Origin of the sequence: Priestia sp. JSM ZJ58 (assembly GCF_044383985.1) — a bacterium.
Classification (GTDB): domain Bacteria; phylum Bacillota; class Bacilli; order Bacillales; family Bacillaceae_H; genus Priestia; species Priestia zanthoxyli.
Genome location: NZ_JBISEM010000001.1, coordinates 905582 through 930205, shown reverse-complemented (window position 1 = coordinate 930205; position 24624 = coordinate 905582). Strand labels below are relative to the sequence as shown.

General features: G+C 38.3%; 24 protein-coding genes and 1 riboswitch. Of the genes, 7 read left to right on the top strand and 17 right to left on the bottom strand.

Annotation, left to right across the window (positions count from 1 at the left end; all coding sequences use genetic code 11):
* Positions 1 to 50: 50 nt before the first annotated feature.
* Together ACH6EI_RS04740 and pdxR are read right to left on the bottom strand one after the other, a co-directional pair.
* The gene (locus ACH6EI_RS04740) at positions 51 to 560 is read right to left on the bottom strand and encodes a hypothetical protein (RefSeq protein WP_028415064.1); all 510 of its coding nucleotides are present in this window, start codon (positions 558 to 560) and stop codon (positions 51 to 53) included.
* A 22-nt stretch (positions 561 to 582) separates the two neighbouring features.
* Positions 583 to 1992 (bottom strand): MocR-like pyridoxine biosynthesis transcription factor PdxR, encoded by a 1410-nt coding sequence (gene pdxR / locus ACH6EI_RS04735; protein WP_028415065.1) that lies wholly within the window; start codon positions 1990 to 1992, stop codon positions 583 to 585.
* Positions 1993 to 2104: 112 nt separating this feature from the next.
* Here pdxR and ACH6EI_RS04730 point away from each other — a divergent pair, with 112 nt between their 5' ends.
* Together ACH6EI_RS04730 and ACH6EI_RS04725 are read left to right on the top strand one after the other, a co-directional pair.
* Positions 2105 to 2503: a GNAT family N-acetyltransferase gene (locus tag ACH6EI_RS04730; protein ID WP_028415066.1), complete on the top strand. Its 399-nt coding sequence runs from the start codon at positions 2105 to 2107 to the stop codon at positions 2501 to 2503.
* A gap of 233 nt (positions 2504 to 2736) precedes the next feature.
* Positions 2737 to 4830, top strand: coding sequence for a TerD family protein (locus ACH6EI_RS04725; protein WP_028415067.1), 2094 nt, complete (start codon positions 2737 to 2739; stop codon positions 4828 to 4830).
* A gap of 65 nt (positions 4831 to 4895) precedes the next feature.
* Here ACH6EI_RS04725 and alaP read toward each other — a convergent pair whose 3' ends face one another.
* The 3 genes from alaP to ACH6EI_RS04710 form a co-directional block, all read right to left on the bottom strand.
* On the bottom strand, positions 4896 to 6299 hold the full coding sequence (alaP, locus tag ACH6EI_RS04720) for an alanine permease AlaP (RefSeq protein ID WP_028415068.1): 1404 nt from the start codon (positions 6297 to 6299) through the stop codon (positions 4896 to 4898).
* 316 nt (positions 6300 to 6615) lie between these two features.
* The gene (locus ACH6EI_RS04715) at positions 6616 to 6774 is read right to left on the bottom strand and encodes a DUF1540 domain-containing protein (RefSeq protein WP_016765258.1); all 159 of its coding nucleotides are present in this window, start codon (positions 6772 to 6774) and stop codon (positions 6616 to 6618) included.
* Between the two features lie 100 nt (positions 6775 to 6874).
* Complete coding sequence (locus ACH6EI_RS04710; RefSeq protein ID WP_230624677.1) at positions 6875 to 7219, bottom strand: hypothetical protein; 345 nt, start codon at positions 7217 to 7219, stop codon at positions 6875 to 6877.
* A 63-nt stretch (positions 7220 to 7282) separates the two neighbouring features.
* Positions 7283 to 7384, bottom strand: a riboswitch (SAM riboswitch).
* A gap of 121 nt (positions 7385 to 7505) precedes the next feature.
* On the opposite strand from ACH6EI_RS04710, the gene ACH6EI_RS04705 reads away from it, so the two are divergent.
* A complete protein-coding gene (locus tag ACH6EI_RS04705; protein WP_014458607.1) occupies positions 7506 to 7802 on the top strand; it encodes a hypothetical protein in 297 nt (98 codons plus the stop codon).
* A gap of 12 nt (positions 7803 to 7814) precedes the next feature.
* Here the strand turns inward: ACH6EI_RS04705 and ACH6EI_RS04700 are convergent, their stop codons facing one another.
* The 6 genes from ACH6EI_RS04700 to ACH6EI_RS04675 all read right to left on the bottom strand — a co-directional run bounded on the left by ACH6EI_RS04700 (position 7815) and on the right by ACH6EI_RS04675 (position 13519).
* Positions 7815 to 8261 (bottom strand): GNAT family N-acetyltransferase, encoded by a 447-nt coding sequence (locus tag ACH6EI_RS04700; protein WP_028415070.1) that lies wholly within the window; start codon positions 8259 to 8261, stop codon positions 7815 to 7817.
* Positions 8262 to 8342: 81 nt separating this feature from the next.
* A complete protein-coding gene (locus ACH6EI_RS04695) occupies positions 8343 to 8783 on the bottom strand; it encodes a hypothetical protein (protein ID WP_028415071.1) in 441 nt (146 codons plus the stop codon).
* A 107-nt stretch (positions 8784 to 8890) separates the two neighbouring features.
* Positions 8891 to 9880, bottom strand: coding sequence for a glycosyltransferase family 2 protein (locus ACH6EI_RS04690; protein WP_034270670.1), 990 nt, complete (start codon positions 9878 to 9880; stop codon positions 8891 to 8893).
* Between the two features lie 12 nt (positions 9881 to 9892).
* Complete coding sequence (locus tag ACH6EI_RS04685; RefSeq protein ID WP_028415073.1) at positions 9893 to 11578, bottom strand: DUF6044 family protein; 1686 nt, start codon at positions 11576 to 11578, stop codon at positions 9893 to 9895.
* A 37-nt stretch (positions 11579 to 11615) separates the two neighbouring features.
* On the bottom strand, positions 11616 to 12035 hold the full coding sequence (locus ACH6EI_RS04680; RefSeq protein ID WP_028415074.1) for a GtrA family protein: 420 nt from the start codon (positions 12033 to 12035) through the stop codon (positions 11616 to 11618).
* Between the two features lie 158 nt (positions 12036 to 12193).
* The gene (locus ACH6EI_RS04675) at positions 12194 to 13519 is read right to left on the bottom strand and encodes a metallophosphoesterase (protein WP_034328197.1); all 1326 of its coding nucleotides are present in this window, start codon (positions 13517 to 13519) and stop codon (positions 12194 to 12196) included.
* A 221-nt stretch (positions 13520 to 13740) separates the two neighbouring features.
* Here ACH6EI_RS04675 and ACH6EI_RS04670 point away from each other — a divergent pair, with 221 nt between their 5' ends.
* Positions 13741 to 15126 (top strand): protoporphyrinogen oxidase, encoded by a 1386-nt coding sequence (locus ACH6EI_RS04670; RefSeq protein ID WP_099331237.1) that lies wholly within the window; start codon positions 13741 to 13743, stop codon positions 15124 to 15126.
* Between the two features lie 474 nt (positions 15127 to 15600).
* Here ACH6EI_RS04670 and ACH6EI_RS04665 read toward each other — a convergent pair whose 3' ends face one another.
* The 4 genes from ACH6EI_RS04665 to ACH6EI_RS04650 all read right to left on the bottom strand — a co-directional run bounded on the left by ACH6EI_RS04665 (position 15601) and on the right by ACH6EI_RS04650 (position 19028).
* Entirely contained in the window at positions 15601 to 16452 is an 852-nt protein-coding gene (locus ACH6EI_RS04665) for a VOC family protein (protein ID WP_098999620.1), read from the bottom strand.
* A 207-nt stretch (positions 16453 to 16659) separates the two neighbouring features.
* On the bottom strand, positions 16660 to 17598 hold the full coding sequence (locus tag ACH6EI_RS04660) for an MBL fold metallo-hydrolase (RefSeq protein ID WP_098999619.1): 939 nt from the start codon (positions 17596 to 17598) through the stop codon (positions 16660 to 16662).
* A 24-nt stretch (positions 17599 to 17622) separates the two neighbouring features.
* Positions 17623 to 18549: a DMT family transporter gene (locus ACH6EI_RS04655; protein WP_033579879.1), complete on the bottom strand. Its 927-nt coding sequence runs from the start codon at positions 18547 to 18549 to the stop codon at positions 17623 to 17625.
* Positions 18546 to 19028, bottom strand: coding sequence for a GNAT family N-acetyltransferase (locus ACH6EI_RS04650; RefSeq protein ID WP_098999618.1), 483 nt, complete (start codon positions 19026 to 19028; stop codon positions 18546 to 18548). The genes ACH6EI_RS04655 and ACH6EI_RS04650 overlap by 4 nt, the downstream gene beginning before the upstream one ends.
* Before the next feature lie 220 nt (positions 19029 to 19248).
* Between ACH6EI_RS04650 and ACH6EI_RS04645 the strand changes: the two genes are divergently transcribed.
* Positions 19249 to 19869, top strand: coding sequence for a LysE family translocator (locus ACH6EI_RS04645; RefSeq protein WP_028415080.1), 621 nt, complete (start codon positions 19249 to 19251; stop codon positions 19867 to 19869).
* A 277-nt stretch (positions 19870 to 20146) separates the two neighbouring features.
* Positions 20147 to 21580 (top strand): alanine/glycine:cation symporter family protein, encoded by a 1434-nt coding sequence (locus tag ACH6EI_RS04640; RefSeq protein WP_028415081.1) that lies wholly within the window; start codon positions 20147 to 20149, stop codon positions 21578 to 21580.
* Between the two features lie 61 nt (positions 21581 to 21641).
* On the opposite strand, the gene ACH6EI_RS04635 is transcribed toward ACH6EI_RS04640, so the two are convergent.
* Together ACH6EI_RS04635 and ACH6EI_RS04630 are read right to left on the bottom strand one after the other, a co-directional pair.
* Complete coding sequence (locus tag ACH6EI_RS04635; RefSeq protein ID WP_028415082.1) at positions 21642 to 22094, bottom strand: CBO0543 family protein; 453 nt, start codon at positions 22092 to 22094, stop codon at positions 21642 to 21644.
* A 157-nt stretch (positions 22095 to 22251) separates the two neighbouring features.
* A complete protein-coding gene (locus ACH6EI_RS04630; protein ID WP_048019912.1) occupies positions 22252 to 23217 on the bottom strand; it encodes a bile acid:sodium symporter family protein in 966 nt (321 codons plus the stop codon).
* A gap of 292 nt (positions 23218 to 23509) precedes the next feature.
* Between ACH6EI_RS04630 and ACH6EI_RS04625 the strand changes: the two genes are divergently transcribed.
* Positions 23510 to 24616, top strand: a complete 1107-nt coding sequence (locus tag ACH6EI_RS04625) for a mechanosensitive ion channel family protein (protein WP_025750169.1) — start codon at positions 23510 to 23512, stop codon at positions 24614 to 24616.
* The last annotated feature ends 8 nt before the right edge of the window (positions 24617 to 24624 follow it).

Here is a 24624-nt window from a genome sequence, read left to right as displayed (position 1 = left end):
TTTCAAAAATTCTCGATTTCCAGACAAAAAAACCAGCGCAGTCTGTGTAATCAAACGCGCTGGTTTTTATCTATTTCTCTCGCTAAAATAGATCGTTTAAAGCCTTTTTGCTCAAAAAATTCTTTGATTTCACTTGGACTTTGATAAGCAAGTCTAATCACATAGTAGTTAATATATTCAATCCAAGCAAACGCGTAAAGGCCTAGAAAAAAAGCAAGTCCCTTAACCCCTAACTGCATATAGTGGTAAATGAGTACACCTAAACCTAACGTAAGAAGAATTTTATTCATTTTTTTAAAAAGCAGAAACAACTGAATGTAGCTGGAGGGCAAATGAGAATCTTCTTTTCGGCTCACCCGCCTCCATTTCATAAACCAGTACAAGCTTCCTTGAAACAGGATAAACTCAAGTATAATAAAAGCATACACACTTGAAAACGTTGTTAAATAAAAAGCCAGATGAGAAAACTCATTTAAGTACCCTATCCACAGCGCAGCAAACAGTAAAGCTGCCGTAAGCTCTCCTGTCCATAAACCAAACAATTTCCGCTTTACTTTCATAGAAATCCCCCCAGCGTACCTCTCAATCCTTCTGTTCAAACCAAGCTTTAAACAGCAGGTTTACACCTGTTTTTATTTCTCCATCAGACAATCCTGCAAATCCAAGCAATACATAGGGCGTGTTGTTTTCACCCGCACTATGATAATAAATAGATGTTGGATAAATCGTTACCCCTTGTTTGGCAGCTGCTTCAATTAGTTTCTGTTCACTCATTCCTTTTTTTACCCTAAGAAGAATATGCAAGCCAGAATGTTCTCCAATAACATCTACACGTTCTCCCATAATAGTAGTCAAACAATCTAGCAGCAGCGCTTGTTTTTTACGGTATGCTGTTCTCATTTTATTCAAGTGACGTTCCCAGTGCCCTTCTTTCATAAACAGAAAAAGCGTATGCTGATGAAGCCTTGAAACAGGCTGTTTAAAAAGTCCACAGTGTTTCATATAACTTGTAAGAAGCCGGTGTGGCAGCACGGCATAACTTATTCGAAGAGAAGGCATCAACGATTTTGAAAACGTACCCGTATAAATAACGCGATCGTCTTGATCTAATCCTTGAAGGGCCGGAATCGGTTTTCCTTTATAGCGAAATTCTCCGTCATAGTCATCCTCTATGATATAGCCATTCGTTTCTGCCGCCCACTCTAATAGTTCAAGTCTTCTTGCTATCGGCATGACCATCCCAACAGGAAATTGATGAGACGGCGTAATGTACACCGCATCCGCTCCGCCTTCTTTCAGTTCCTTCACTTTCAAGCCAGAACTATCAAGAGAAATAGGGACGACCGACATGCCTTGTTCTTGAAAAACGTGCCTCGTTCGGTGAAAGCCTGGGTTTTCGAACCCAATTATCTTTTCTTTTCCTAGAATGACAGAAAGCAGCCACATGAGGTACTGTGTACCTGCACCTATCACAATTTGCTCCGCTGTGCAGCGCACTCCTCTTGAATGATAAAGATACGCTGCAATTTCTTGACGAAGAAGCAGTTCGCCCTGTGGATGTCCGCTATAAAAAAGCTGGCTTTCATCATGATAAATAGTTTGAACCGTTAGCTTTTTCCACGTGTTATACGGAAATTTTTCTACGTCTACCTTTCCATGGCTAAAGTCAATGACAGTTGATTTCCCTTCTTCTTCCGGTAAAGAGACATAGGCGGGAGGCTGTTTTTGAAGCACGACTTCATTTTTTATCTCTTTTACAAATGCTCCTTTCCTGGCTAGTATCTCGATATAGCCTTCAGCTTCTAACTGTACATAAGCCGCTTCAACCGTATTTTGGCTAATGCTTAAATGAAGAGCTAACTTTCGTTTAGAAGGCAGTTTTTCATGAGGCGGAATGGTGCCTTTTTGAATTTGTTTTTTTATGTAAGTATAAAGCTGCATGTATAAGGGATCTGCTTTTCTTTTATCGAGCAAAGGCATTAACTCTAACATGATGTTCTTTCCTTTCTAACTGACCCTATTAAATTTACTGTTTCTGACACTTATTCTCAGTTCAGATTCTTCATATACTGGACTATATCTTATAAATCAAGGAGATGACACAATGACCATTACTTACAAAACCAACGTCTCAATCCGTGCCGAACAAGCTGCTGAAGTGTTTGTACATTCAGGTATTAAACGTCCGGCACAAGATCTTGATCGGATTCAAAGAATGCTTGATCATGCTTCCCTTACTGTTACCGCTTGGAAAGACAGCGAACTCATTGGCATAGCCAGAGCGTTAACAGATTTTAGCTACTGCTGCTATTTATCGGATTTAGCTGTCGTAAAAGACTATCAAAATCAAGGAATCGGCACACAGCTCATCAAGCACGTTCAATCAGAAATCGGTGAAGAAGCCGCGCTCATTTTACTTTCCGCTCCTTCTGCTATGAACTACTATCCAAAAGTCGGCTTTCATCAGATTGATAATGGGTTTAAAATTGGGAGAATTCGATAGATAAAAAAGATAAAAAATTCCTTTTATTACTAAACTATTATTATTTTACATCTTTTTGATATGATGTTACAATATTCAAAGATTAAGGCTATGATACTTCTTCCTTCTCATCCAACTCTTAGAATTTAGAGGTATCGCTTTCCTTAATCTATTAACTTAACTATACATATATTCAAAGTCAGGAAGCACAGCGCCTGGCTTTTTCTGTGCAAATCATACATGGTGGTGTTTGAATGAAAAACGATATTTTTTTAAGAAGACAGTCTAAAGTAATTGTGAAGCAAGGATCAGATATATTACCCCCTGCTTATGTAGCTTCCATGTTAAAAAACATTGAGGCATTAGGATTTACAGCTTCAACTTCTTTAATTGATCGGTTACTCACTCTTCCGTTCTACGAATTTATGTCTTTTTATGAGCAGCTTCTCTTATCTTTAAAAAGACTTGTTGGCGCTCATGTCAAATATAAACCGATGTATCCTAACTTTCCAAACGAAGTCATGCAAGCTTCCGAAGCAGAACTATACATAAATGCCGTACTTCACTATCTGACTGGGGTTTTACCAAACAGTGAAAAACAAGATGTTTTTCCACTGTTAGATACTACAGATTTACGGATTATTGACCTCGGAACAGATGAAGAATTTGACCTTATGATATGCCAATTAATTGGTGCCAATACCTCATTATCGCAAACGGATCGAGCAGACATCGAATGGTCTCTTATCAATTTACCGGCATTAGATCTACTTCCAGCAGTCATTCCTCAAAAAGAAAATGCTGCATTTGTTAGCTCAGTGTTAATTAAGACAAAAAAACTACCTATTGATGTCTTGTCTTCTTATTTTAAAACAGCAACAGATGTCTTACGTTTGGCAACCGCTTTATCTGATGGCGATATTAGCCTTTCATCACCCACTTTATTTAAGAAGTTTAGTCGTTTTGAACGCCGAAGCTTGTTGCAGCTGCTAGAAAGCACTCCAAACGTAGAAGAAGATATGTTTCGTTATAAAGTAAAGTGGATTCGTTTAGGTGAAATTTTACATCCTGGAGAATACAAACATCGATTTCCTCATGCTGCTAAAGGATTCGATACTGTTCGGAATCATAAAAGACCATTGACGTTCTATAGTAAATTAGAGAAAGCACTCGAGCAACAAGACGTCTCAAAAGCAGTTTCACTTTTAGAAAAACGTCCAGGTGACTTTGCTAGACGAATTGACCATTTGCTGCGCTTATCTACTGGGGAACAAGAAGCTGCTTCTATTATTACAGCATTTGCAGCGGTCGCTCATCACGTCTCTACGCCAGTACTGCTTCAGCTCTATTCACATATGAAACATCGACATCATAGACAAGATATGCGCGTAGTGTTTCCAAAAGGGAATGTGTCCAAAGTAATGGCGCTTGATAATCCCTTACCCTCTCTTCGTAAAAATCTTTGTGATGGTGTAATAGATGCATGCAAAGATGCTTTACATGACCGTTTTGCTAAGTTGCCACCTCTTGGAAATGTATGGCTTGATGAACGTTTGCGTGAACAAACTATACCGTTTTCACAGCGTTCAAGCAGCAAAACATTAAAAACGATTAGCAGGGGAAGTAAATTAACAATTCCTGAAGGCGATACGCTTCGTTTTTTCATTTGGTGGAAAGAAGGCTTTGCAAATGGTGAACATACCGGTAGTGTAGATATTGATTTATCTGCCGGAATTTACGATGAAAACTGGCAGTATAAAGAGCATATTTCTTATACAAACTTATCTTCAAAAAGCTTCAAAGCTTTTCACAGCGGAGATATTACATCTGCTCCTAACGGGGCATGTGAATTTATTGACTTGCATATCCCTACGATTCTAAAAAAAGGCGGCCGTTATATATTGATGAACGTTTATTCATTTTCTGTCCAGCCTTTTGTTATGCTTCCCGAATGTTTTGGAGGATGGATGATGAGACAGCACATAGAGTCCGGCGAGATATTCGAACCTTCTACCGTACAAAATAAAGTAGATCTTGCTAGTGATTCCACCATCTCCATCCCTTTAATTTTTGATTTACAAGAGCGAAAATTAATCTGGACGGATATTTCGCTGCATCACCATGTTGAATTTGAAAATAATCTTGAACAAAACAATGGTTCGGTCTCTCTTATGGGAAAAGCCATGACAAAGCTGTTAAAGCCAACGCTTTATGATCTTTTTTCATTTCACGCACAAGCTAGAGGAACACTTGTCCATGACAAACAAAAAGCTGACACTATTTATTCGCTTGATGAAGGTGTTACTCCTTATGATATTGAAACAATTATTGAAACCTATCTAAACTAATTATTTATAGGAAAGTAAGAACAAATAAACGAAAAGACCTCTTTCCAAGAAAGAGGTCTTTTCGTTTACTTCACTAGCTTTTGCTCAGTCCCAGCTGAACCTTGACTTCGTTTATGAAATCCTTTTGCGTAGTACGCAATAATAAGACCGATAAACCATAGTGGTCCGATAACAACTGCAATTCTTGTATCTGGATTGTACGCCATAAGAACAACCACCAGCGCTAGGAACGCAAGTGACACATAAGACGTTAACGGAAATAAAGGCATTTTGTATTTTAACTTTGCCTCTTCACCTTTTTTTAGCGTTTTGCGATACTTAATTTGAGAAAGCAAAATAATTCCCCAAGTCCAAATCGCACCGAATGTTGCAATGCTTGTTACCCACGTAAATACTTTGGCAGGCACAATGTAGTTTAACGCTACTCCGACTAATAACGCACCCGCTGATGCTAAAACAGCTTTTCCAGGTACGCCGCCTTTTGTCAGCTGACCGTATCCTTTTGGAGCTTCTCCGTGCTCTGCTAAGTTAAACAGCATACGGCCTGTACTAAAAATACCGCTGTTACAAGAAGAAAGAGCTGCTGTTAGCACCACAAAGTTAATAATGCCTGCCGCTGCTGGAATCCCGATTTTTTCAAATGTTAATACAAACGGGCTTCCCTGTGAACCAATTTCTTGCCAAGGATAAATCGACATAATGACAAATAATGCACCAACGTAGAAAATAAGAATACGCCAAAAGACCGAATCAATCGCTCTTGCTAGAGATTTTTCTGGATTTTTCACTTCTCCCGCGGTAACGCCGATCATTTCAATTCCTAAATATGCAAACATAACCATTTGCAGCGACAGTAAAATACCTTTGAATCCGTTCGGGAACAGCCCGCCGTTGTCCCATAAGTTTTTAATACCCGTCGCAACGCCGCCGTTCCCGATTCCAAACACAATCATTAATAATCCAACGGCAATCATTAACACAATCGCTAAAATTTTAATAAGTGCAAACCAAAATTCCAGTTCACCATATGCCTTAACAGCTAAGAAGTTAACTGTTGTCATGATGACAAGCGCCGATAACGCCCAAATCCAGTTTGGTACATCCGGATACCAATATCCCATATAAATACCAACGGCTGTAATTTCAGCCATACATGTTACAACCCATAAAAACCAGTAGTTCCAACCTGTTAGATAACCAGCAAGGGGCCCTAAATAGTCGCGCGCGTACTTGCTGAATGAACCTGCAACAGGTTTTTGAATCGCCATTTCTCCAAGTGCTCTCATAATAAAAAACATAATCATTCCGCTAAATCCATACGCCAATAATATTCCCGGCCCTGCTAATTTAATAGCAGATGCAGATCCAAGAAACAGCCCTACCCCTATGGCTGCTCCTAAGGACATCAGCGTCACATGTCTTTCTTCTAACCCGCGTTTCAATTCTTTCCCCTGAGTTTTCCCCTGCATAAACGTCTCCCCTTTTTCCAATCTGTCAAAACGAGATGAATACAGCTTTTTTGTTAGCGCTTTCATATAAATTTATGCTAAAAGTCAGCTAGGCTGTATATTTGTATTCTATCACCTTTCTCTCGTTTTTCTTTTGTCGAAAAACAAAAAAATTATCGTATCATTTTGTTTAAACGCACAATTAGACGTAGACACTGCTTTTTTACTATGTATTTATTATCGCACCTAAGTAATAGTATTTTTTTAAAAATAGAAAAACGCCGACTCAACTCCGTCAGCGCATCGTTCATTTTATGCTTTTTTATAAAACTAGCATTTATCTCGCGGGTTCAAAAGTTTTACAGCCAGGTTCTTCCGTTTCAGAAACATGGTGACTACTTTCAGGACTCACAACGTAAATGGACTCTGCACTGCATTTATTTCCCGATTTCCAATACATGCACTCATTCACTTCACATAATACACCTTGGGCCACTGTTATCCCTCCTTTTTTTGTCTTATCTATTTACTACCCGAAATAGAACGCTTCTAACATTTACATGCAAAAAAACCGCTTGTTTATCAAGCGGATCCTTTTACTGCGTGTGTTCAACATACTGTTTTTTAGCTAAATATAATTCACGACTCAGCGTGATCCGCCGTTCTCTCAAGTTCCTTAATTTAACTTGAAACTGTTCATTAGTTGGCTCTTCTTGAATTAAGCGATACGTAAAAGAAATATCTTCATTTAACTGTTTAAAATCTTCCCATATTTCTTGAACGAGTGCGGATTGTTTGTCTTCAAATGAACGATTTTGCTTCGTTTTTAGCGCGGCTAAAATTTCCTGCTGCCACGTTTCGTCTTTTAGTTCTTTTGCTAACAAGTATAGATCTAAATAATCATCAACGCTTAGCGCCTGTTGTGTATTTTTCAATGTCATCACCTTTTCTATACGAAATGTTTCTTCCTAAGAAGAGGATTTCATCATAGAAAAAGATTCCTCTTCTTATCTGTCAGAGCTAGGCTATGCTGGAATTAGCACCATTCAATGATTGTGGTTGCTGAGGCTTCAAAGGGCCAGTCCCTCCACCTCTCTAGATAAGAATATTTCGCTTTTAAATTATTTCTGACTATTCTAATATGTTTTATAGGTTACGTCAATAGCTTTTCAATAAAAAGAAAAAAGAAGTAAAATATGGTATGATTTTATAAAGGATGGTGAGCACATGAAACGATATATGTTATCTGCTTTTTTGGGAAGCTTGCTGCTGCTTCTCAGCATTGCTTTTTCATCTACTTTCCACGTTGCAATTGTCAAAACAACCGGAAGCATTGGAGGGATTATTTTAGCAGCGGCGGCTTTAGTTATGAACGCGCTTGAAGATCCCCCCTCCTCAGGTAATACAGGTGCCGGAGCTGTTGAATCACTGGATAAAAGCACCGTTTGGGCTACTTATTTGCTTTTACTTTCATTACCGAACCTCATCGCATGTATAACATCTTATGTTTTATGGACTCGCTGACATTCACCAACATTACGGACGTTTTGCCACCTGTAGGCTCATTGATATTTGTTTATCTACAAATCCAAGTTCACGGTACACATGCTGTGCAAAATTCCCAGCATGAACGCTGAGTCTGATTTCAGGGTATCCTTTGATAGACAATTCATCAATTGCTTTTTGCATTAACGGCTTGGCTAGACCTTGCCCGCGGTATTCTGGTAAAACATATAACTCGTAGATAAAGCCAATTTCTGCTTTTGAAAAGAAGTCGGCAGATGGACCGACAAAAACCCAGCCTGCAAGTTTATTTTCTTGTCTAGATACTAAATAATAACACCCTTTTTCAAGGGCATTATCAATTAGTTCATTTACGCGTTCAGTTGACGGTTGAAACTGATGCGTTGTTCCTTCAAACAGCGCATCAGCAGATTTCGTCCGAATTTCCTGTATTTCTTCTTCAGTAGCTTTTGCAATCATCACAATCTCTCCTTTCGTGTTCGTTTTCCACATACAGAGATAAATTCCTGCAAAAAAAAGTCTTCGCCTAAGCGAAGACTTTTATTTAAATTCAAAATGTTCTTGATGGTTGCCTTGTTCATCCGTCCAGTTAATCATGATGTCTAAGCCTGCCGCTTTTCCAGGAACAGCAAAATTGGCATAGCGAAAACGCTGACCGCTTTTGCTTAAGTTAGACCTTTCAATAGGAGAAAACAAGCTGTATTTCGCCTTATTTTTTCCTTCGTGCCTAAAAGCTTGGACCTGCACACGCTCTACGTCTTTTCCAATGTTTTCAACGGTTAATCCATATGTATGATAGACGTTATTTTTCCACTTTAGCTGATTATCTCCCGTCATGCTCGCTTTTGTCAGTTCGACCGACCATTGTTCAGATGATTTCTTCATTGGAAGTTTCTCAATCGAAAGAGCGCTGACATGAATGGTTGCAAAAGCAAGCCAAACAAAACAAAAAGTGCTGACTGTATAAAGTAGTCTTTTCATAGATTTTGATCTCCTTAGAAATTTTAGTAGTAGCATCTCCTATTACCTTAAAAATTATGATAAACACTTTAACAAAAAAGCCTCTCCATTCAGGAGAAGCTTCTTAATTAATGCATCAGCAAATCTTTTTGTTTGTCTAACGAGTGTTTTGTATATAAATCTCTTTCAATCGCATATTTAGGACGCTGTTTCACTTCGTTGAAAATCTTGCCAATGTATTCTCCGACAAGACCTATTCCCATTAGCTGCAGGCCGCCTACAAGCCAAATTGATAAAATAAGAGACGTCCAGCCAATTTGCGTATGATCTAAATATTTTTGAATCAGCGCATAAATGCCAAACAAAATACTAAAGAGAAACGAAGCTCCTCCAAGCAGCGTCAGTAAGCGTATAGGTGCTACGCTAAAAGACGTAATCCCGTCAAATGCAAAAGCGAGCATTTTCTTTAGCGGATATTTTGACTCACCCGCCGTCCGTTCTTTGCGGTCATATGTGACTTCCGTGGAGCGAAATCCTACTAATGGTACAAGGCCCCGCAAAAAGACGTTTCCTTCTTTATATTTCATGAGTTCACCAAGAGCACGTTTGCTCATAAGGCGAAAATCAGCGTGATTTTGAACGAGCTGAATTCCTAGCTTGTTCATAAAACGATAAAACCCTACTGCCGTGGTTCGTTTGAAAAATGTATCGGTTTCTCTGCTGTCTCGAACGCCATATACAACTTCATACCCGAGCCAATATTTCTCTACAAAAGTACGAATGACGCTGATATCATCTTGCAAATCCGCGTCAATGGAAATGACGCAGTCAGATTGCTTATGAGCTACTTCTAGTCCTGCAAGCAAAGCATTTTGATGTCCTACATTTCGCGCTAACTTTAACCCTTTTACAAACAAATTGCTGCAGCTTTCTTTTTCAATAAGCGACCACGTGCTGTCTTTACTTCCATCGTCTACAAATAAAATGGTGCTTTCACTGGATACAAGTCGTTCATTAATTAGTTCTTTTACTACAGTAGTTAATTGAAAAGACGTCTCTGTGAATACTTCTTCTTCGTTGTAGCATGGAACCACGATCGTTAAAATAGGTCTGTTCATGTTATTGCCCCCTTACTTTGCTTCATATACATACACTTTCCAAGCGGACTGTTTATCGTTAAATGCTTTTAAAAAGTGCAAACCGTCGCTTTCAGCATTTTCAATTGGCACAGCTGAAAAAATATAGCGACCGCCCATTTTCTTAAATTGGCTGATATTAAGCTGCAAATGACGGATTTTTTTCGTTGAGTCTTTTCGGTAATCATATTTTTTCCCTAGCTCACTAACAAACACATAGCAGCGATTGCCCCAATGATCATAGTAGCTTTCTAGTTTTTTATTTTTATCAAGCTCTTTGGCAATAATTTTGCGAAACTCATGTTTATATGTTAACGGATAGAAGTTGTTATACGTATCTAGCGTATAAAAGCCGTTATACTGAGCAATTGATGGATGAAGCCCTATGCTCGCTACGCGATAAGATGATTTAGGTTTTCCAATATATCTGCTTATTTCATCAAATTGATGCACAGCATAAAATTCTTTGACTGAAGGCTCGTGATTGTAGCGATAGTAAAGTTCAGGATTTGCTATAAATAACAAAAGCAGCTGTAAAATCAAACATACCCACACAAACTTTTTCCACGCCTTGCTCCTTTTCCACAAAACATAGCCGCCAACGGCAAACATCAAATAAATAATGAGCGGGCGTAAAAAGTGAAATCTAGCAAAGTTGAACGTATTAAAAAGCTGATATTTTTCTTTTAGCGGCTCCCAACCTTTATAAAACCAAAACGCATACCAAATCGACAGTAGTAGATTAAGAATAAATAACTGCAAAAACGTTTTTTCAAGCTTTTCCTTGCGATTTCGAGCAACAAACCACAATACGACAAAAGAAAGCGGTAAAATGACAAAAGTATGAAGCGTCATTACATGCGTATGCCCGAGCGTATAGTTCTTCAAAGCAAGGCGAACGGAATGTCCAAAGCTTAGAGTAGAGCTTAAAAATTCATTTCGACTCGTCGGGGCCTCCGGAAATAAAAGCGAATCAACAAGTCGGTATTCAATGAGCAGAAAGACAGCAGTCATCGCTGCAATACTGCTTAAAAAAGGAATATTCCACGCTCGTTTTTTTACTACGTCTCTTAGCCATAGCAGCCCCATCGCTGCTAAAAAGAAGAAAAACCCGAGCACAAAGCTCGCGTAAAACGGGAGCAGTAAAAGTGTAAGCCATTCCTTCCACGTTCCTTCGCGGTTTCGAATGGTTAAAAACGCCCACAGCGCCAGCGGCTGTCCTAATGTACTCAGCATGCCCGAAGGCCAAAATGGCGTAAGTGCAAAAGCAAGCGATACAAGCACTCGAATCGCATACGCATCCTTGCTTTTAATAAAATGCTTTTTTAATAACAAATACATTCCAATTAAAGCAAATACGCGCGTGATCGTTTGACTCAGGCTGTATGCAAGCATGGTCGGGAATAAACCATATAGCCACTGGATACCGCTAAATTCTGTTCCAAACGTATTCCTCGGCAATCCGTTAATAATTTGAGGTAATACGGCATGACTGGAGCCAAACAGCTCTCCGCTTCGATGCAGAACTTTATACCACGTAATATTTGAGTCTAAATTATCATGCACGCGTATATGTGAATTTTCCCCAAGCAAAAACATAGGAGATACATACGCAAGCAGCAAAAGGAAAGCGATAATAAGCAATGTTTTTTCTTTATTCATAGCTGTTTCTTTCTTCATCTGTTAACACCTATTTCCATTTCATAATGACTAAAAGCTAATCGTGGACGACTGCTTCTTTTTTTGTATTAAATACAAAGTATTTTTGACCCGTATAATTTAAAAGCGTATACAGACCTGTTCCAATTAATATACCGACGTCTTTTTTGAACGGACGCACCGCAACAGGAAGTTGATGCAATAACCAGCTGGAGAACTGCAGTCCAATATAGTAAGACAAGCCGTAGCAAATGCCAATAACTAAAATAAAACGCAGTATGCTTTTTGATAAATGAACTCCGCTTTTAAACGTAAATATTCGATTTAACACGTAGCTGACGACTGCCCCCGCTGCATTGCCAACGAACGTCGCTATCCAGTAATGATGAAAGATATGAAGCAACACATACATAATGGAGAGACCTACTGCTGTATTGACCAGTCCCACTACTAAAAAACGTACAAAAGATCCTTTCATATAAACTCCTTTTGATTTTGATACTTTCATAAAAATTACATATTATGACTTTAAATACAGTTTCAGTGTAGCAACTCCACTTAAAAATCTAATGAAAATAACATTAAAAACAGATGAAAAAAAGCTAAAAGAATCAATAAAAATCAGGATTCTTTCAGCTATTTAGTAGAGCCTTCAATCATTAATTTTTGATCGCTTTGATTATCAAACGCATCCACTGCCGCTACTTCTATTTGATACGCAGTATGAGGCTGCAAACCGGATAACGGAAGACTTAAAACATCCGGAACAGGATCGCTGTAATATTGAGAAAATGCATTATATGTTTTGACCACTTTTCCAGTTTCTTTATTTTTGACGGTAATGCGATAAGAATGAACCATCAGATTATCCACCGCTTGCGTAAACTGGATATAAAGCTGATTTGCTGAAGCTTTTTCTTGTATAACAGAAATAGTAGAGCTTGGAAGAAAAATCGGTTTTACTAAATCTCGCTCATTCGTGTAGTGAAATTTTTTTGTATCTGCAGGTGTGTCAATTTCCCACGCTTCTCCCGTCCACTTATTGGCGTGAAAATCCCGCCTTTTAACGACTACTTTTCGATTATAAACCTCTACAAGAAGACCTTGACTCACATCTCGGTAGCCAGGAGGAAGTTCACCTTGTAAATATCCAGCACCAGGCCATATATACCGAACAGAAGACGTTGCAAGAGAGGTGAAATCTCTTTGAAAAATAGTACGAGGGTCGTCCAACGGATGGTGGGTATGACCAGAAAACGTAATGACCTGCGGATAAGGTTTTAACGTATTGTAAAGAAGCTGTTCATTCACTTCTATCCCCCATCTGTTTTTCCCGTACAATGTATTGTTAATAGGCTGATGAATAAAGACAAAAATCGGTTTTTTAGGATCGTCTCGCTTTGCTATCTTCAACTGTTCAGCAAGCCAGTTAATTTGTTTGATTGAATAATCACCGGCGGTCAGACGGCTTTCTGTTCCAAGCATGATAAAATGATATCCTTTTATCACTTGATGAAAGTAAAGAGACTTCATTTTGGTTTTAGATAAAAAACGCTGCTGCGCTTGCTGATTGGTTACACTGTCCCGGTATTCATGGTTGCCAATTGTAAAAAGAGACACGGCCTGCGACTGTTTATTTTGATTATAAATAGAAAAAAAGCGATCGTATTCTTTTAACGCGCCTGTGTCGGCCAAATCTCCTACGACTACGAATGCATCTTGTTTCGGTGCCTGTTCATTTAATTGCGTTAATGCATGTTGAAAAGTACGCAAATCAAGCGTTCCTGTTTCCTTAATGTGAACATCACTGATCACAGGAAAAACTAGCTTTGGTTCGATGTATCCGCTTCGTCCGCTCTTCTCTTCAGCTCGTACATTTAAGGTAATCCCGCATATAAGAACACTTATTAATACTAAAGCGAGCCAGTCTTTTTTCAGCGTTTCCATAAAACCGCCGAGCATGATGCTTCCTCCTTCCTTCACTGCTGCGTCTCAGTCATTTTCTCTACGTGTATGAGCTTTTATTTTATGTAATTTCAAAATATATAATCGTATAGTTTCAATATTTCTTTTCGTGTTTGCATACACTATGTTCACAATCAATTCATTACACTTTTCCTAGTCATAGTGGTATGATTTTCGTATATTACAGACTAATTGTTGAAAATGTAGGAGTGAATATTTTGAAAACGGTCGCTGTTATTGGAGGAGGAATTACGGGCTTAACCACTCTGTACTATTTGCAGAAACTAAAACGAGAACGTAATCTTCCGCTTAAATTATTATTACTAGAGAAACATCCCCATCTAGGAGGGAAAATCAATACGCGTGAAGCTGGGGAATTTATTATGGAAACAGGGGCGGATTCTATTGTGGCTCGAAAAGAAAACGTTATGCCTCTGCTAGAAGAGCTGTACTTAACAAACGATTTAGTCTATAACGAAACGGGCAAATCATTTATTTACTCTGCTAATGAGCTGCTTCCAATTCCTGAAGATACCATGTTCGGTATTCCAACAAGCGTGGAATCTCTTTTTAAAAGCGAGCTGATTTCTTCAAAAGCTAAAATTACAGCTTTAAAAGACTTAATTACTAAAAATACAACGTTTACGAAAGACAGCTCGATTGGACTCTTTTTAAAACATTTTTTAGGAGAAGAGCTAGTAGAAAAGCAAATTGCACCTATTTTATCGGGCGTCTACTCTGGCGATTTAGACAAGCTCACGATTTCTTCGACTCTCCCGTATCTGCTCGACTACAAAAACACGTACGGCAGCATCATCAAAGGAATGGGCGCCAATGAAAAAAAATTTAAAACGGCAGGAAATAAAAAATTCATTTCGTTTAAACAAGGTTTATCAACGATTATTCACCGCTTAGAAGAAGAGCTTTCTGATGTAACGATTTTAAAAGATACGCCAACCACCAGCATAAAACAGTACGATGAGCGCTATCAAATCACTACGCCGGGGCAAGCCTATTCAGCGGATTACGTGGTGTTAGCTACACCGCACACGGCTGCTCAGCATCTGTTGAACGATCCCGAACTAAACGAAGACTTTGAGCAGTTAAAAGATTCTTCTCTCATTAGCGTGTACATCGGCTATGACGTTCCAGACGAATACCTTCCCGCTGAAGGCACCGGGTTTATTGCTTCTCAATCAAGCAACTTAATCGCCAATGCCTGCACGTGGACGAGCAAAAAATGGGCTCACACCTCTAAGCGAGGGAATTTGTTAGTTCGCCTGTTTTATAAAAGCACGAGTCACCACTTTGACAGCCTGCGGACGATGTCAAAAGAAGAGCTGCTAGCAGTGGCACAAAAGGACATTAAAAACAGCTTAGGGATCAAAGAGCAGCCCATTGAAAGCGACGTAACAAATTGGGATAAATTGATGCCTACCTATCACCTTAAACACGGTGAACTCGTACGCAGCTTGACTCAAAAATTGCATGACAAGCACCCCGCTATTACATTAGCCGGCTGTTCTTACTATGGAGTGGGGATTGCAGCGTGTATAACAAACGGCAAACAAACGGCCGAAGCTATCTCTCAACAGTTGACTTAAACAAGGTTTGAAAACAATAAAAGGCCTGAAAATAAATATATTATTTTCAGGCCTTTTATTACCTTTTCGTTAGCATATAAAGCTACTTTCCTTACTATTAACAACTCTTTTATCGCTTTTCTTTTTGCAAAGCAGCAGTAGCAAACAATACAAGATAGCGCTCGTCTGAAGTTAATCTAAGCCAATGTTTCACTTTATATCTCACAGGTTTCCGCTCCCTTCCTTCAAGGTTTTATATGGAAAGACTTTATATAAAGATTCAATAATGATAAGAAATGATGCTTGATATGTATTTTATTCCCACGCACGCTTGTTTACAAACTTTTTTAAGCATAAGACTCTTCGTTTATTTCCCTGAAAATAACACTATTTTCGCCATTATCATCTTACTATTTGAGAAAAAAGTGTACATTTCTTGCCTATTTTGACGAACATTGCGATAAATAAAAGCTGCCAACTGCGGCAGCTTTTATGTTAAAGGACTAATCTAATTATATTTCCTGATGGATCTTTTGTGATGAAATCTTGGTTTTCTTTAGACACAGCTGCTCCGATTTCACGAAGCTTATTTATTGCCTGTTCCCTTGCTTCTTCAGCTGGAAAAACAAGTGTAAATGAGTCCAAACCAACGCTGTTTTCAAGAGGACTAGGCGCTCCAATTCCATTCCAAACGTTTAGTCCGATGTGATGATGATAGCGCCCAGTTGAAATAAACAAGGCTTGATTATGGTAATTGCTCACAACCTCAAAACCTAATCCATTTCGATAAAAGGTTTCCGTTTGCTTTAATTCAGAAACGTGAAGGTGAATATGTCCCATTAAGGTAGCTGAAGGTAATCCTGTCCATGGTTTACCGTTCCCTTCAGCTAATATTGCTTCTGCATCTAAAGGTTTTGTAGCCATTACTACTTCACTGTCATTCCATTCCCATGTACTTGACGGACGATCTCGATAAATCTCTATGCCGTTTCCATCTGGATCTGCCAAGTACAGCGCTTCGCTCACTAGATGATCAGACGCCCCTTGAAGCGGATAACCGCTATTTAACAAATGCTGCAGAATACTTCCTAAATCAGAACGAGTCGGCAACAATAGAGCAAAATGATATAAGCCTGTTGTACGAGGCTGTTTTGCTGTAACGTTTTCCGGCTGTTCAATGGATAAAAGCGCCGTGCGTCCATCAGCTGTTAACAAGGCTTTGTTCTCTTTTCTCCCTAAAAGTTTAAACCCGATTATTTGCTGATAAAAAGCAAGTGAACGCTCTAAATTTTCTACTTTTAAATTTACTTTCCCAACAAATACATGGGGTGCACGGTGAAAGTTCATGATTATTTCTCCTTTTAAATAGATCATTTTTTAATTAACTTACTTTATGTAACTCATTATATTTTTATAACTTTGTTTCGTCAAGTTATTTATTTTACTATCATAACTTAAAACTCATATCACAGCATAACCAATTAAATAAGCCCGCCTGCTCATAATATAGTATGAACAGGCGGGCTTATTTACCATTAGGCTATGCATAAACTATTAAAACAGTTCTCTGCTTTTACGTTTGACATTTCCATTAACAAAATACTGTATTCTCTCTTTTTGCTCATTTGTTGGCTTCTTATACGTTTCACATTCAAACTGAAAACATGCTTTTTCTAAATCGACTTCATTTCCTACAATTTCTCCAATCGCACTCAATTGGTTTAAATCTCTCCAAAGTTCCTCAGAAGTTTCAGGGTCAAAATGAGATGAAAGATAATACTGCGCATCATATTTTTTAAGTTCTCTCTGAATCCGCTCAAGGTCTTCTTTATCATAACTCCCGTCACCGCTATAAAAATCTGGACATAGACAATCACCTAAAAACAGTACTTTTTCTTTGGGGACGTAGACAACGGACGAGTCCTGCGCGTGTACCCCTCCAATATGCTGAATGCAACAAGTGATTCCACCTAGGTCAACTTCCATATGATGATGAAATGTTACGTCTGGCTCCCGTAAAATTAACGTCTCTCGACACGGCATTTCTTTCTTTATCATATCCCGGCAAAATTCGATTTCCTCCCCTTCCTGGACGCGTTTATCCAAGGAATCATCGTCCCAGCGCAGTGTCTTTAAATAGGCCAGCTTTTTCTTCGTCAAATGATGGCTGATTGTATATTTGTTCATTGCATGAATGCCAAATGTATGATCCCAGTGCCAATGCGTAATAGCTACTCCTTTGATTGGAGGGGCTCCCATTTTTTCCACTTCTTCTAAAAATGATGATGCATGCGCAGGAGAATTCCCAGCATCTACGAGGAAACTATACTTCTCCCCGCATATAAGCCCGAGCACCGGCCGATCCGTTTCTTCAGAATGAGGAAAGTAATAAACGTGATCCGTTAGTTTTTTCAGCATATTTACACCTGCTTTATGTAGTTTAATAAAAACCTCTTTACTAAATGGTAAATAATGATAAATAAACTGTATCATACTCGGTGCTGCTTGCCTATCCCATTAGCTGATATTCGACTTTTCTTGAAAAGCTATAACTTTTTCGGGCTCTGCTGCTTTGTACTTTAAGAAGATCATCACACTAATCATCACAATCATTCCTCCCGCTAGCTGAGAAATGGTTGTCATTTCTCCAAGCAAGAAATAGGCGAGAATGATGGCACCAATTGGCTCGCCTAAAATAGCCATCGAAATCGTTGTAGCACCTACATACTTTAACAGCCAGTTAAATAAGGCGTGACCAAAAATATTAGGAATAAGCGCTAAAAGCAAAAAGATCCACCAATCCTTTGTGTCATACTGAGTCAGCGATACGTTTGTACAAATATTGTAAACAAATAGAACCAGTCCACCGATTAAAAAAACGGCGAAGCTATAGATGATTGGAGGCATTTTCCTGCATAGATCTTGCCCCGCCAGCATATGAACAGAAACGGCCACTGTACCTAAAACAGAAAGTAAGTCTCCGTAAAGAGCCGTTTTAGATACTCCGATATCGCCCGATGCGATAATCACCGAGCCGCTAACAGCCATTAAAATACTGATGACTCCTACTTTGCTTGTTTTTTCTTTAAATAAAAAATAAGCTCCAATCACTACGAAGACCGGCTCGAGCGCAGTCAAAATCATAGCGCTAGCAACTGTTGTATGTGAAAAAGATTCCATCCAAAACAGAAAGTGAAGCCCTAAAAACACGCCTGATACAGCTAGCATTAGCCATTCTTTTACCGTGCTGTTTTTAAAAAGAATTTTCATTTTTCTCCATGGTAAAAACGGTAAAAATAAAAGGACGGTAAACAGCAGTCTATACATTCCTAAAATAGAAGCAGGCGCATCCGACCATTTAATTAAAATAGAAGAAAAGGAAACGGCTAATACACCGATTAAAAGAAAGACAGGAGGCGGTAAAGGAAGAGTTGATTTATTCATGCCATTGCTCCTTTTAAAATCTCTTTTTTCATATTTACTACGGGAATATTCACTCCCCCTCTATGTACGATTTCTTTTTCCTCTATGTAAAGGCCGATTGATTCATATAAAGCTATATTACGAGAAACACTCATTCTCACCTTGCATGATAAACTTTCCTTACCACACTCTTTGGCGTATGTTTCTAACCATTGAATAAGCCGTTTAGCCAGTCCTTTTCCTTGAAAAGCAGGAATAACAGACAGACGGTAAAAATATAAGCTCGTTTCTTCTAGCGTAAAGCGCGCCATCGCTACGGGCTTATTTTCGACGTATAAAATGACAGCTTCTTTTCCATGCTTTAACGATTGCATAATAGATTCCGTTGTTTCATCAAGAGCACTGGAAGGTGGGACAGAATCGCGATAGACGGAGAAGGCTTGCAGCATAAGATCGTGAACTGTAGCAGCGTCCTCCGGCTGTGCTAAACAGTAGTTCATAAATTTTACCTTCTTTCTATAAAAATTAAGTATATCGAATTATTATACAACACCACCTATTTTTTTCCTACACCTTTTATTGATTTTTATTAAGGAGAATAACCTCTTTTTACGCTCTTATACCTTCTTAGCTTTACTCCATTAAACCATTAATTCATTAGCACACACTCTTGAGAACTTTTTGTCGAAATGGTTAAAATTCTGTTGGGAGGGAATTATCATGACATTTTCTTGGCTTATACCTTACATAGCCGTGTCACTTATCATTGTCTTAATACCAGGACAAGACATGATTTTTGTAATGACACAAAGTATTGCTTCAGGCGTCAAAGCAGGCATCAAAACCGTACTGGGATCTATTACGGGAACATTTGTACATACTCTTTTAGCCGCAGTGGGGCTATCTATTATCTTTCAAAAATCAATTATTGCCTTTACGATTCTAAAGGTTGTAGGTGTTCTGTACCTGCTGTTTTTAGCCTACCAATCGTTTCGCGAAAAAAGCGGTCCGTTGGAATTAACAGAAAACGTTCAGCACCACCATCACTTTAGAAAAGGATTTGTTAGCAACTTAACCAATCCAAAAGTAGCTATTTTCTTCATTACGTTCTTACCGCAGTTTGTTAATTCATCTCTTGGACATGTAAGTTTGCAGATGATTTTGTTTGGGATCATCTTTATCGCCGAAACGCTCATCATCTTTTCACTTATTGCGCTATTTGCTTCTGGCCTTGGGAAAAAAGTCAAAAAAAGCCGTATCTTTCAGCACACATTAAAATATGTAAAAGGAACCGTTTTTGGGGTACTTGGCCTAAAACTTTTATTTTCTAGCAACAATTAAGTAAAACAAAATGAAATTTCTTTCATCCCTGCTGTTATCACCTTTTCATACCCGCTTCATTTGTCATATCACCCTATTTTTCCATGTGAGGTTAGTTGACAAAAGACCAAAATTATTATTTTATATATATATAAGGTTCAGATTTAGCAACAAGATTCGACAAGGATAATGAAGAAAAACAGCGGGGAAATAGGGAGATCTATCTAAATAGAGGGAAAATTCTATAAATTCACGTTTTTTATTATTATTCTACTATAATTCATGAAGAGGTGAAACTATGCAAGAAGTAGTTCAAGGTTTTGTTAGTTCAATCAACGAATTTCTTTGGTCCTACTTACTGATTGCGATGCTGATTGCATTTGGTTTGTTTTTTACATTCAGGTCAAAGTTTTTACAAATTCGGTTATTAAGAGAAATGATTCGTGTATTAAAAGAAGGTGCGGACAGCTCTTCTAAAGACGGAATTTCGCCATTCCAAGCGTTTTGTATCAGTATGGCAGCCCGCGTTGGTACGGGGAATATTACAGGTATTGCGATTGCGATCGCTTTAGGGGGACCTGGTGCTGTATTTTGGATGTGGGTACTTGCCGTTATTGGTTCAGCTTCAGCATTTGTCGAAAGTACGTTAGCACAAATATACAAAGTAAAAGACAAAGACGGCGGCTTCCGAGGCGGACCGGCTTACTATATGGAAAAAGGGTTAAAAAAGCGCTGGATGGGCGGACTGTTTGCTGTCTTAATCACTTTATCCTTCGGCTTAATTTTTAATGCTGTACAATCAAACACGATTACCCTTGCGTTTGAAAATGCGTTCGGAACGAATCGTCTAGTGTTAGGAATTATTATGACAGTGGCTTTCGCTGCCATTATTTTTGGCGGAGTTAAGCGTATTGCAAAAATGTCAGAATACATTGTTGTGGTACTAGCTGTTGCCTACATTGCAGTAGCACTCTTCATTATTATTATGAACATTCAAGAAATGCCTTCTCTTATTGCGTTAATCGTTAAAAATGCATTTGGTTTCGAGCAAATTGCTGGCGGTTCTCTTGGAGCAGCTCTTATGCAAGGAATTAAACGCGGATTATTCTCAAACGAAGCGGGTATGGGTAGTGCGCCAAACGCAGCCGCAGCTGCAACAACAAGCCACCCGGTAAAACAAGGATTAATTCAAGCCTTTGGTGTATTAACGGATACGCTTATTATTTGTAGTAGTACTGCCTTTATCATTTTACTTTCAGGTGCTTATACAAATAAAAATTTAAGCGGTATTGAATTAACACAAGCTGCTTTAAGCACTCATATTGGTTCTTGGGCAACAGGTGCTCTTGCAATTATGATTTTCCTATTTGCGTTTAGTACATTAATTGGTAACTACTACTACGGAGAAACAAATATTGAGTTCTTGAACACAAATAAAGCTTGGCTGATGACTTATCGTGTTGCTGTGCTTGCAATGATCGTGTTCGGTTCTATTTCTCAAATTCAGCTTGTATGGGACTTAGCAGACCTGTTTATGGGCTTTATGGTAGTAGTCAACTTAATCGCAATTCTCCTGCTCTCGAAAGTGGCCTTTGCCGCACTCAAAGATTATCTTGCCCAAAAGAAAGCTGGAAAAGACCCTGTCTTCTATCAAGACAGCATTTCTGGACTTGATAATATTGATGCATGGGATCATTCAAAAGATAAATCTAGCTCTAAAGAAGCGATCTAATAAAAAAAGCCGTGAATACTCACGGCTTTTTTTATTGTGCAAATTTACTTCTTTTTTTCTTCTAGTGAAGCAGTCTAAGACTAACCAAATACCTATAGTATAAATAAATTACGCTGTACGGAATCCAGTAGGAAAAAAATGTCCAGCCGAGATTCCATCCGTTTCCGTATATAACTCTTTCCATATACATATACGTTCCTTCTAAAAATGTTGTAAACAGCGCTATAAGAAAAATAAAAAAATGAGGCTTTCCGATTCGCTGGATTAAAAAAATCATATAGCTGGCCAATACAGGATAAACACCTAAATTAAAAGGCAGCGCTTCTAATGCTTCATTTTCTAAAGAAGTCCGGAGTTTCCAAAAGCCATAATAGCTCCCTAATTCATTGATAACGATTGCTAAAATGCAAAAAGCAGTTCCTACTAAAGGCAGTAAACGACGATTTCTAGGATGTAAATAGAGGGTGCCAAAAATCCAAGGTAAAACAAACGCCAGCGCTATATTGATAAGCAAGAATATCCGACCTTTTTCTTTCTAGTATGCCACACCGCAGCTTTTTCTAATCATCTCATTATCTTGAACGCAGCAAGTGTAAAAGTATCTTATCTCTGATCGTTAAACCAGAGTGCTTACTTTATGATTACTGTGGTTCGTCCCTTGCTTTTTTAATTTATTTTAATGAAGCAAATTCAGCGTCTTTTTTCTGGTAATAGTTTTGAACTAAACGCCCTGATAAAGCAGCTAATACCTGCTGAAATAACATCCCTAATACGACCGGTACAGCAACGGGAGCTGGAAAATAAGATACGGCTAATACGGCTCCGGCGCTAATATTTCTCATGCCTCCGCAAAACGTAAGCGTCACAACTTTTGCTCGGTCCCATCTTAGCCATTTGCCAATCATCCAGCTGAAGAAATAACCAGCTGAACTCATTAAAAAGACGATCACGATAATAAACAGCAGTTTTTTATCAATATGTTTTAAATAAGGTGCAATCACTCCCCCGTTTACCATAACCATCACACTTAACCCTATTTTCGAAACAGGTGCCAGCTTTGGTCCTAAGGTCTGCTTAATTGTTCCTTTTGTATATTGATTTAAGCACATGCCTAACAAAGATGGAAGGACAATCATAAAACATAAATCTTTGACTAACTTTAGCGCTTCCAAATGTACGGTGTCTCCAACCACCAATAAAAGCGTATAAGGAACGATAAGCGGTGCTAAAAGAGTATCAATTAAAATAATGGATAGTGCAAGAGGAATGCTTCCTTTGTAAATCGAGACCCATATAAAACTAGTCACTCCCGTTGGAATAATTGCTGCTAGCAAAAGACCCGTGCTTGTAAATACATCATGTGGAAAAATCACTTGGCCAACGCTCCAAGCCCATGCTGGCATAAAAATATGTAAAACAAACAGAGCCATAATGATTGGAAATGGACGATGTATCGTGGCATTTAATTGGTGAAAGTTTGAATTCAAACTTCCGGCAAACGTCATTAATGCAAAAAGCCATGGAATTAAGAAGGTATACTGACTTAATGATGAACCGATAAGAACTCCTATGAGCAAGCTGACCGGCGTAATAAACGGCATCAATTTTTCTAGCATTCTATTTAATTGACTTAACAAAGCTTTCTCCCTCCAACGAACGTTTTAAATAAATAATAAGATAAATTAACGTTTATAATATCACCTATTTATTATACAACTTATTTTCAGACTATTGTCTGTCTCTTTTACTAAAAAGAGATATATTCATAATTATCACTTAAATAGATTTACAGGTATTTTTGTGCTATTTTAATAGGGAAGAAGCTTTTAAAAAGCATGAATTTAGGGTAAAGAACACTCTACATAGGAATGCTTTCAATTGACGGATATAAATGGACTGTAGCACAGTTTTGGTAACTAGGAGGATTGTATGGATTTTTTGAAGTCTCTATCATCGTTAGATGATTGGAAAAAAATCGTGATTGCGATTGGGATCTTTTTGATCTTTTTAATTCTTCGCAAGCTTTTCACGACTTATTTGTTTAAGTTTATTATTGGTTTTGTCAAAAATAAAAAAATCAATTTAATTACGAGCGTTTTAGAAGCTTTTGAAAAGCCGCTGCGCTGGATTTTTGTGATTATTGGTTTCAAGCTTGCTCTTCCCTATCTTCCCTTTGATGTTTTAACAGCCGATACGGAAAGACATTTAGTTCGTTCAGCTTCTGTTGGCCTTGCAGGATGGGGCTTGTATAATTTAGCTGCTTCTACCAATTTATTTTTTGCAACGTTTGCCAAAAATTTTGATATCCAAGTGGATCGAATCATTATTCCTTTTATTGAAAAGTTTATCCGCATCGTTGTTGTTATGCTTTCTATCTCCATCATCGCAGAAGAATGGGGTTTTAACGTAAACGGCTTTGTAGCAGGTCTTGGCTTAGGTGGTCTTGCTTTTGCCCTAGCCGCAAAAGACACCGTTAGTAATTTATTCGGCGGAATCGTAATTATTACTGAAAAGCCTTTTACCATTGGAGATTGGATTAAAACACCAAGTGTTGAAGGCGTTGTAGAAGATATTACGTTTCGAAGCACCAAAGTTCGAACGTTCGCTCAAGCAGTCGTAACGGTTCCAAATGCTACTCTTTCTAATGAACCTATTATTAACTGGGCTAAAATGGGGAAACGTCAAATTGCCTTTCATTTAAACTTGAATTATAATACACCAAAAGAAAAGTTAGAAACCGTAGTGGCAAGAATTAAAAAGATGCTGACTGAGCACGAAGAAATTCACAATGAAACGATTCTTGTAAATTTTGACGGTTTCTATGAATCTAGTTTAAATATCTATCTGTATTTCTTTACAAATACAACCGTTTTTGCTGATTACTTAGATGTAAAAGAAAATATAAACTTCGAAATTATGGACATTCTTGAAGAAGAAGGCGTAGAATTTGCTTTCCCTACACGCACACTCATCGTTGAGCAGGACGGAAAGCTTTCTGGCAATCCAAAAGAATTTCTAGAAAGTGCTCGAAGCTAAAAAAAGCT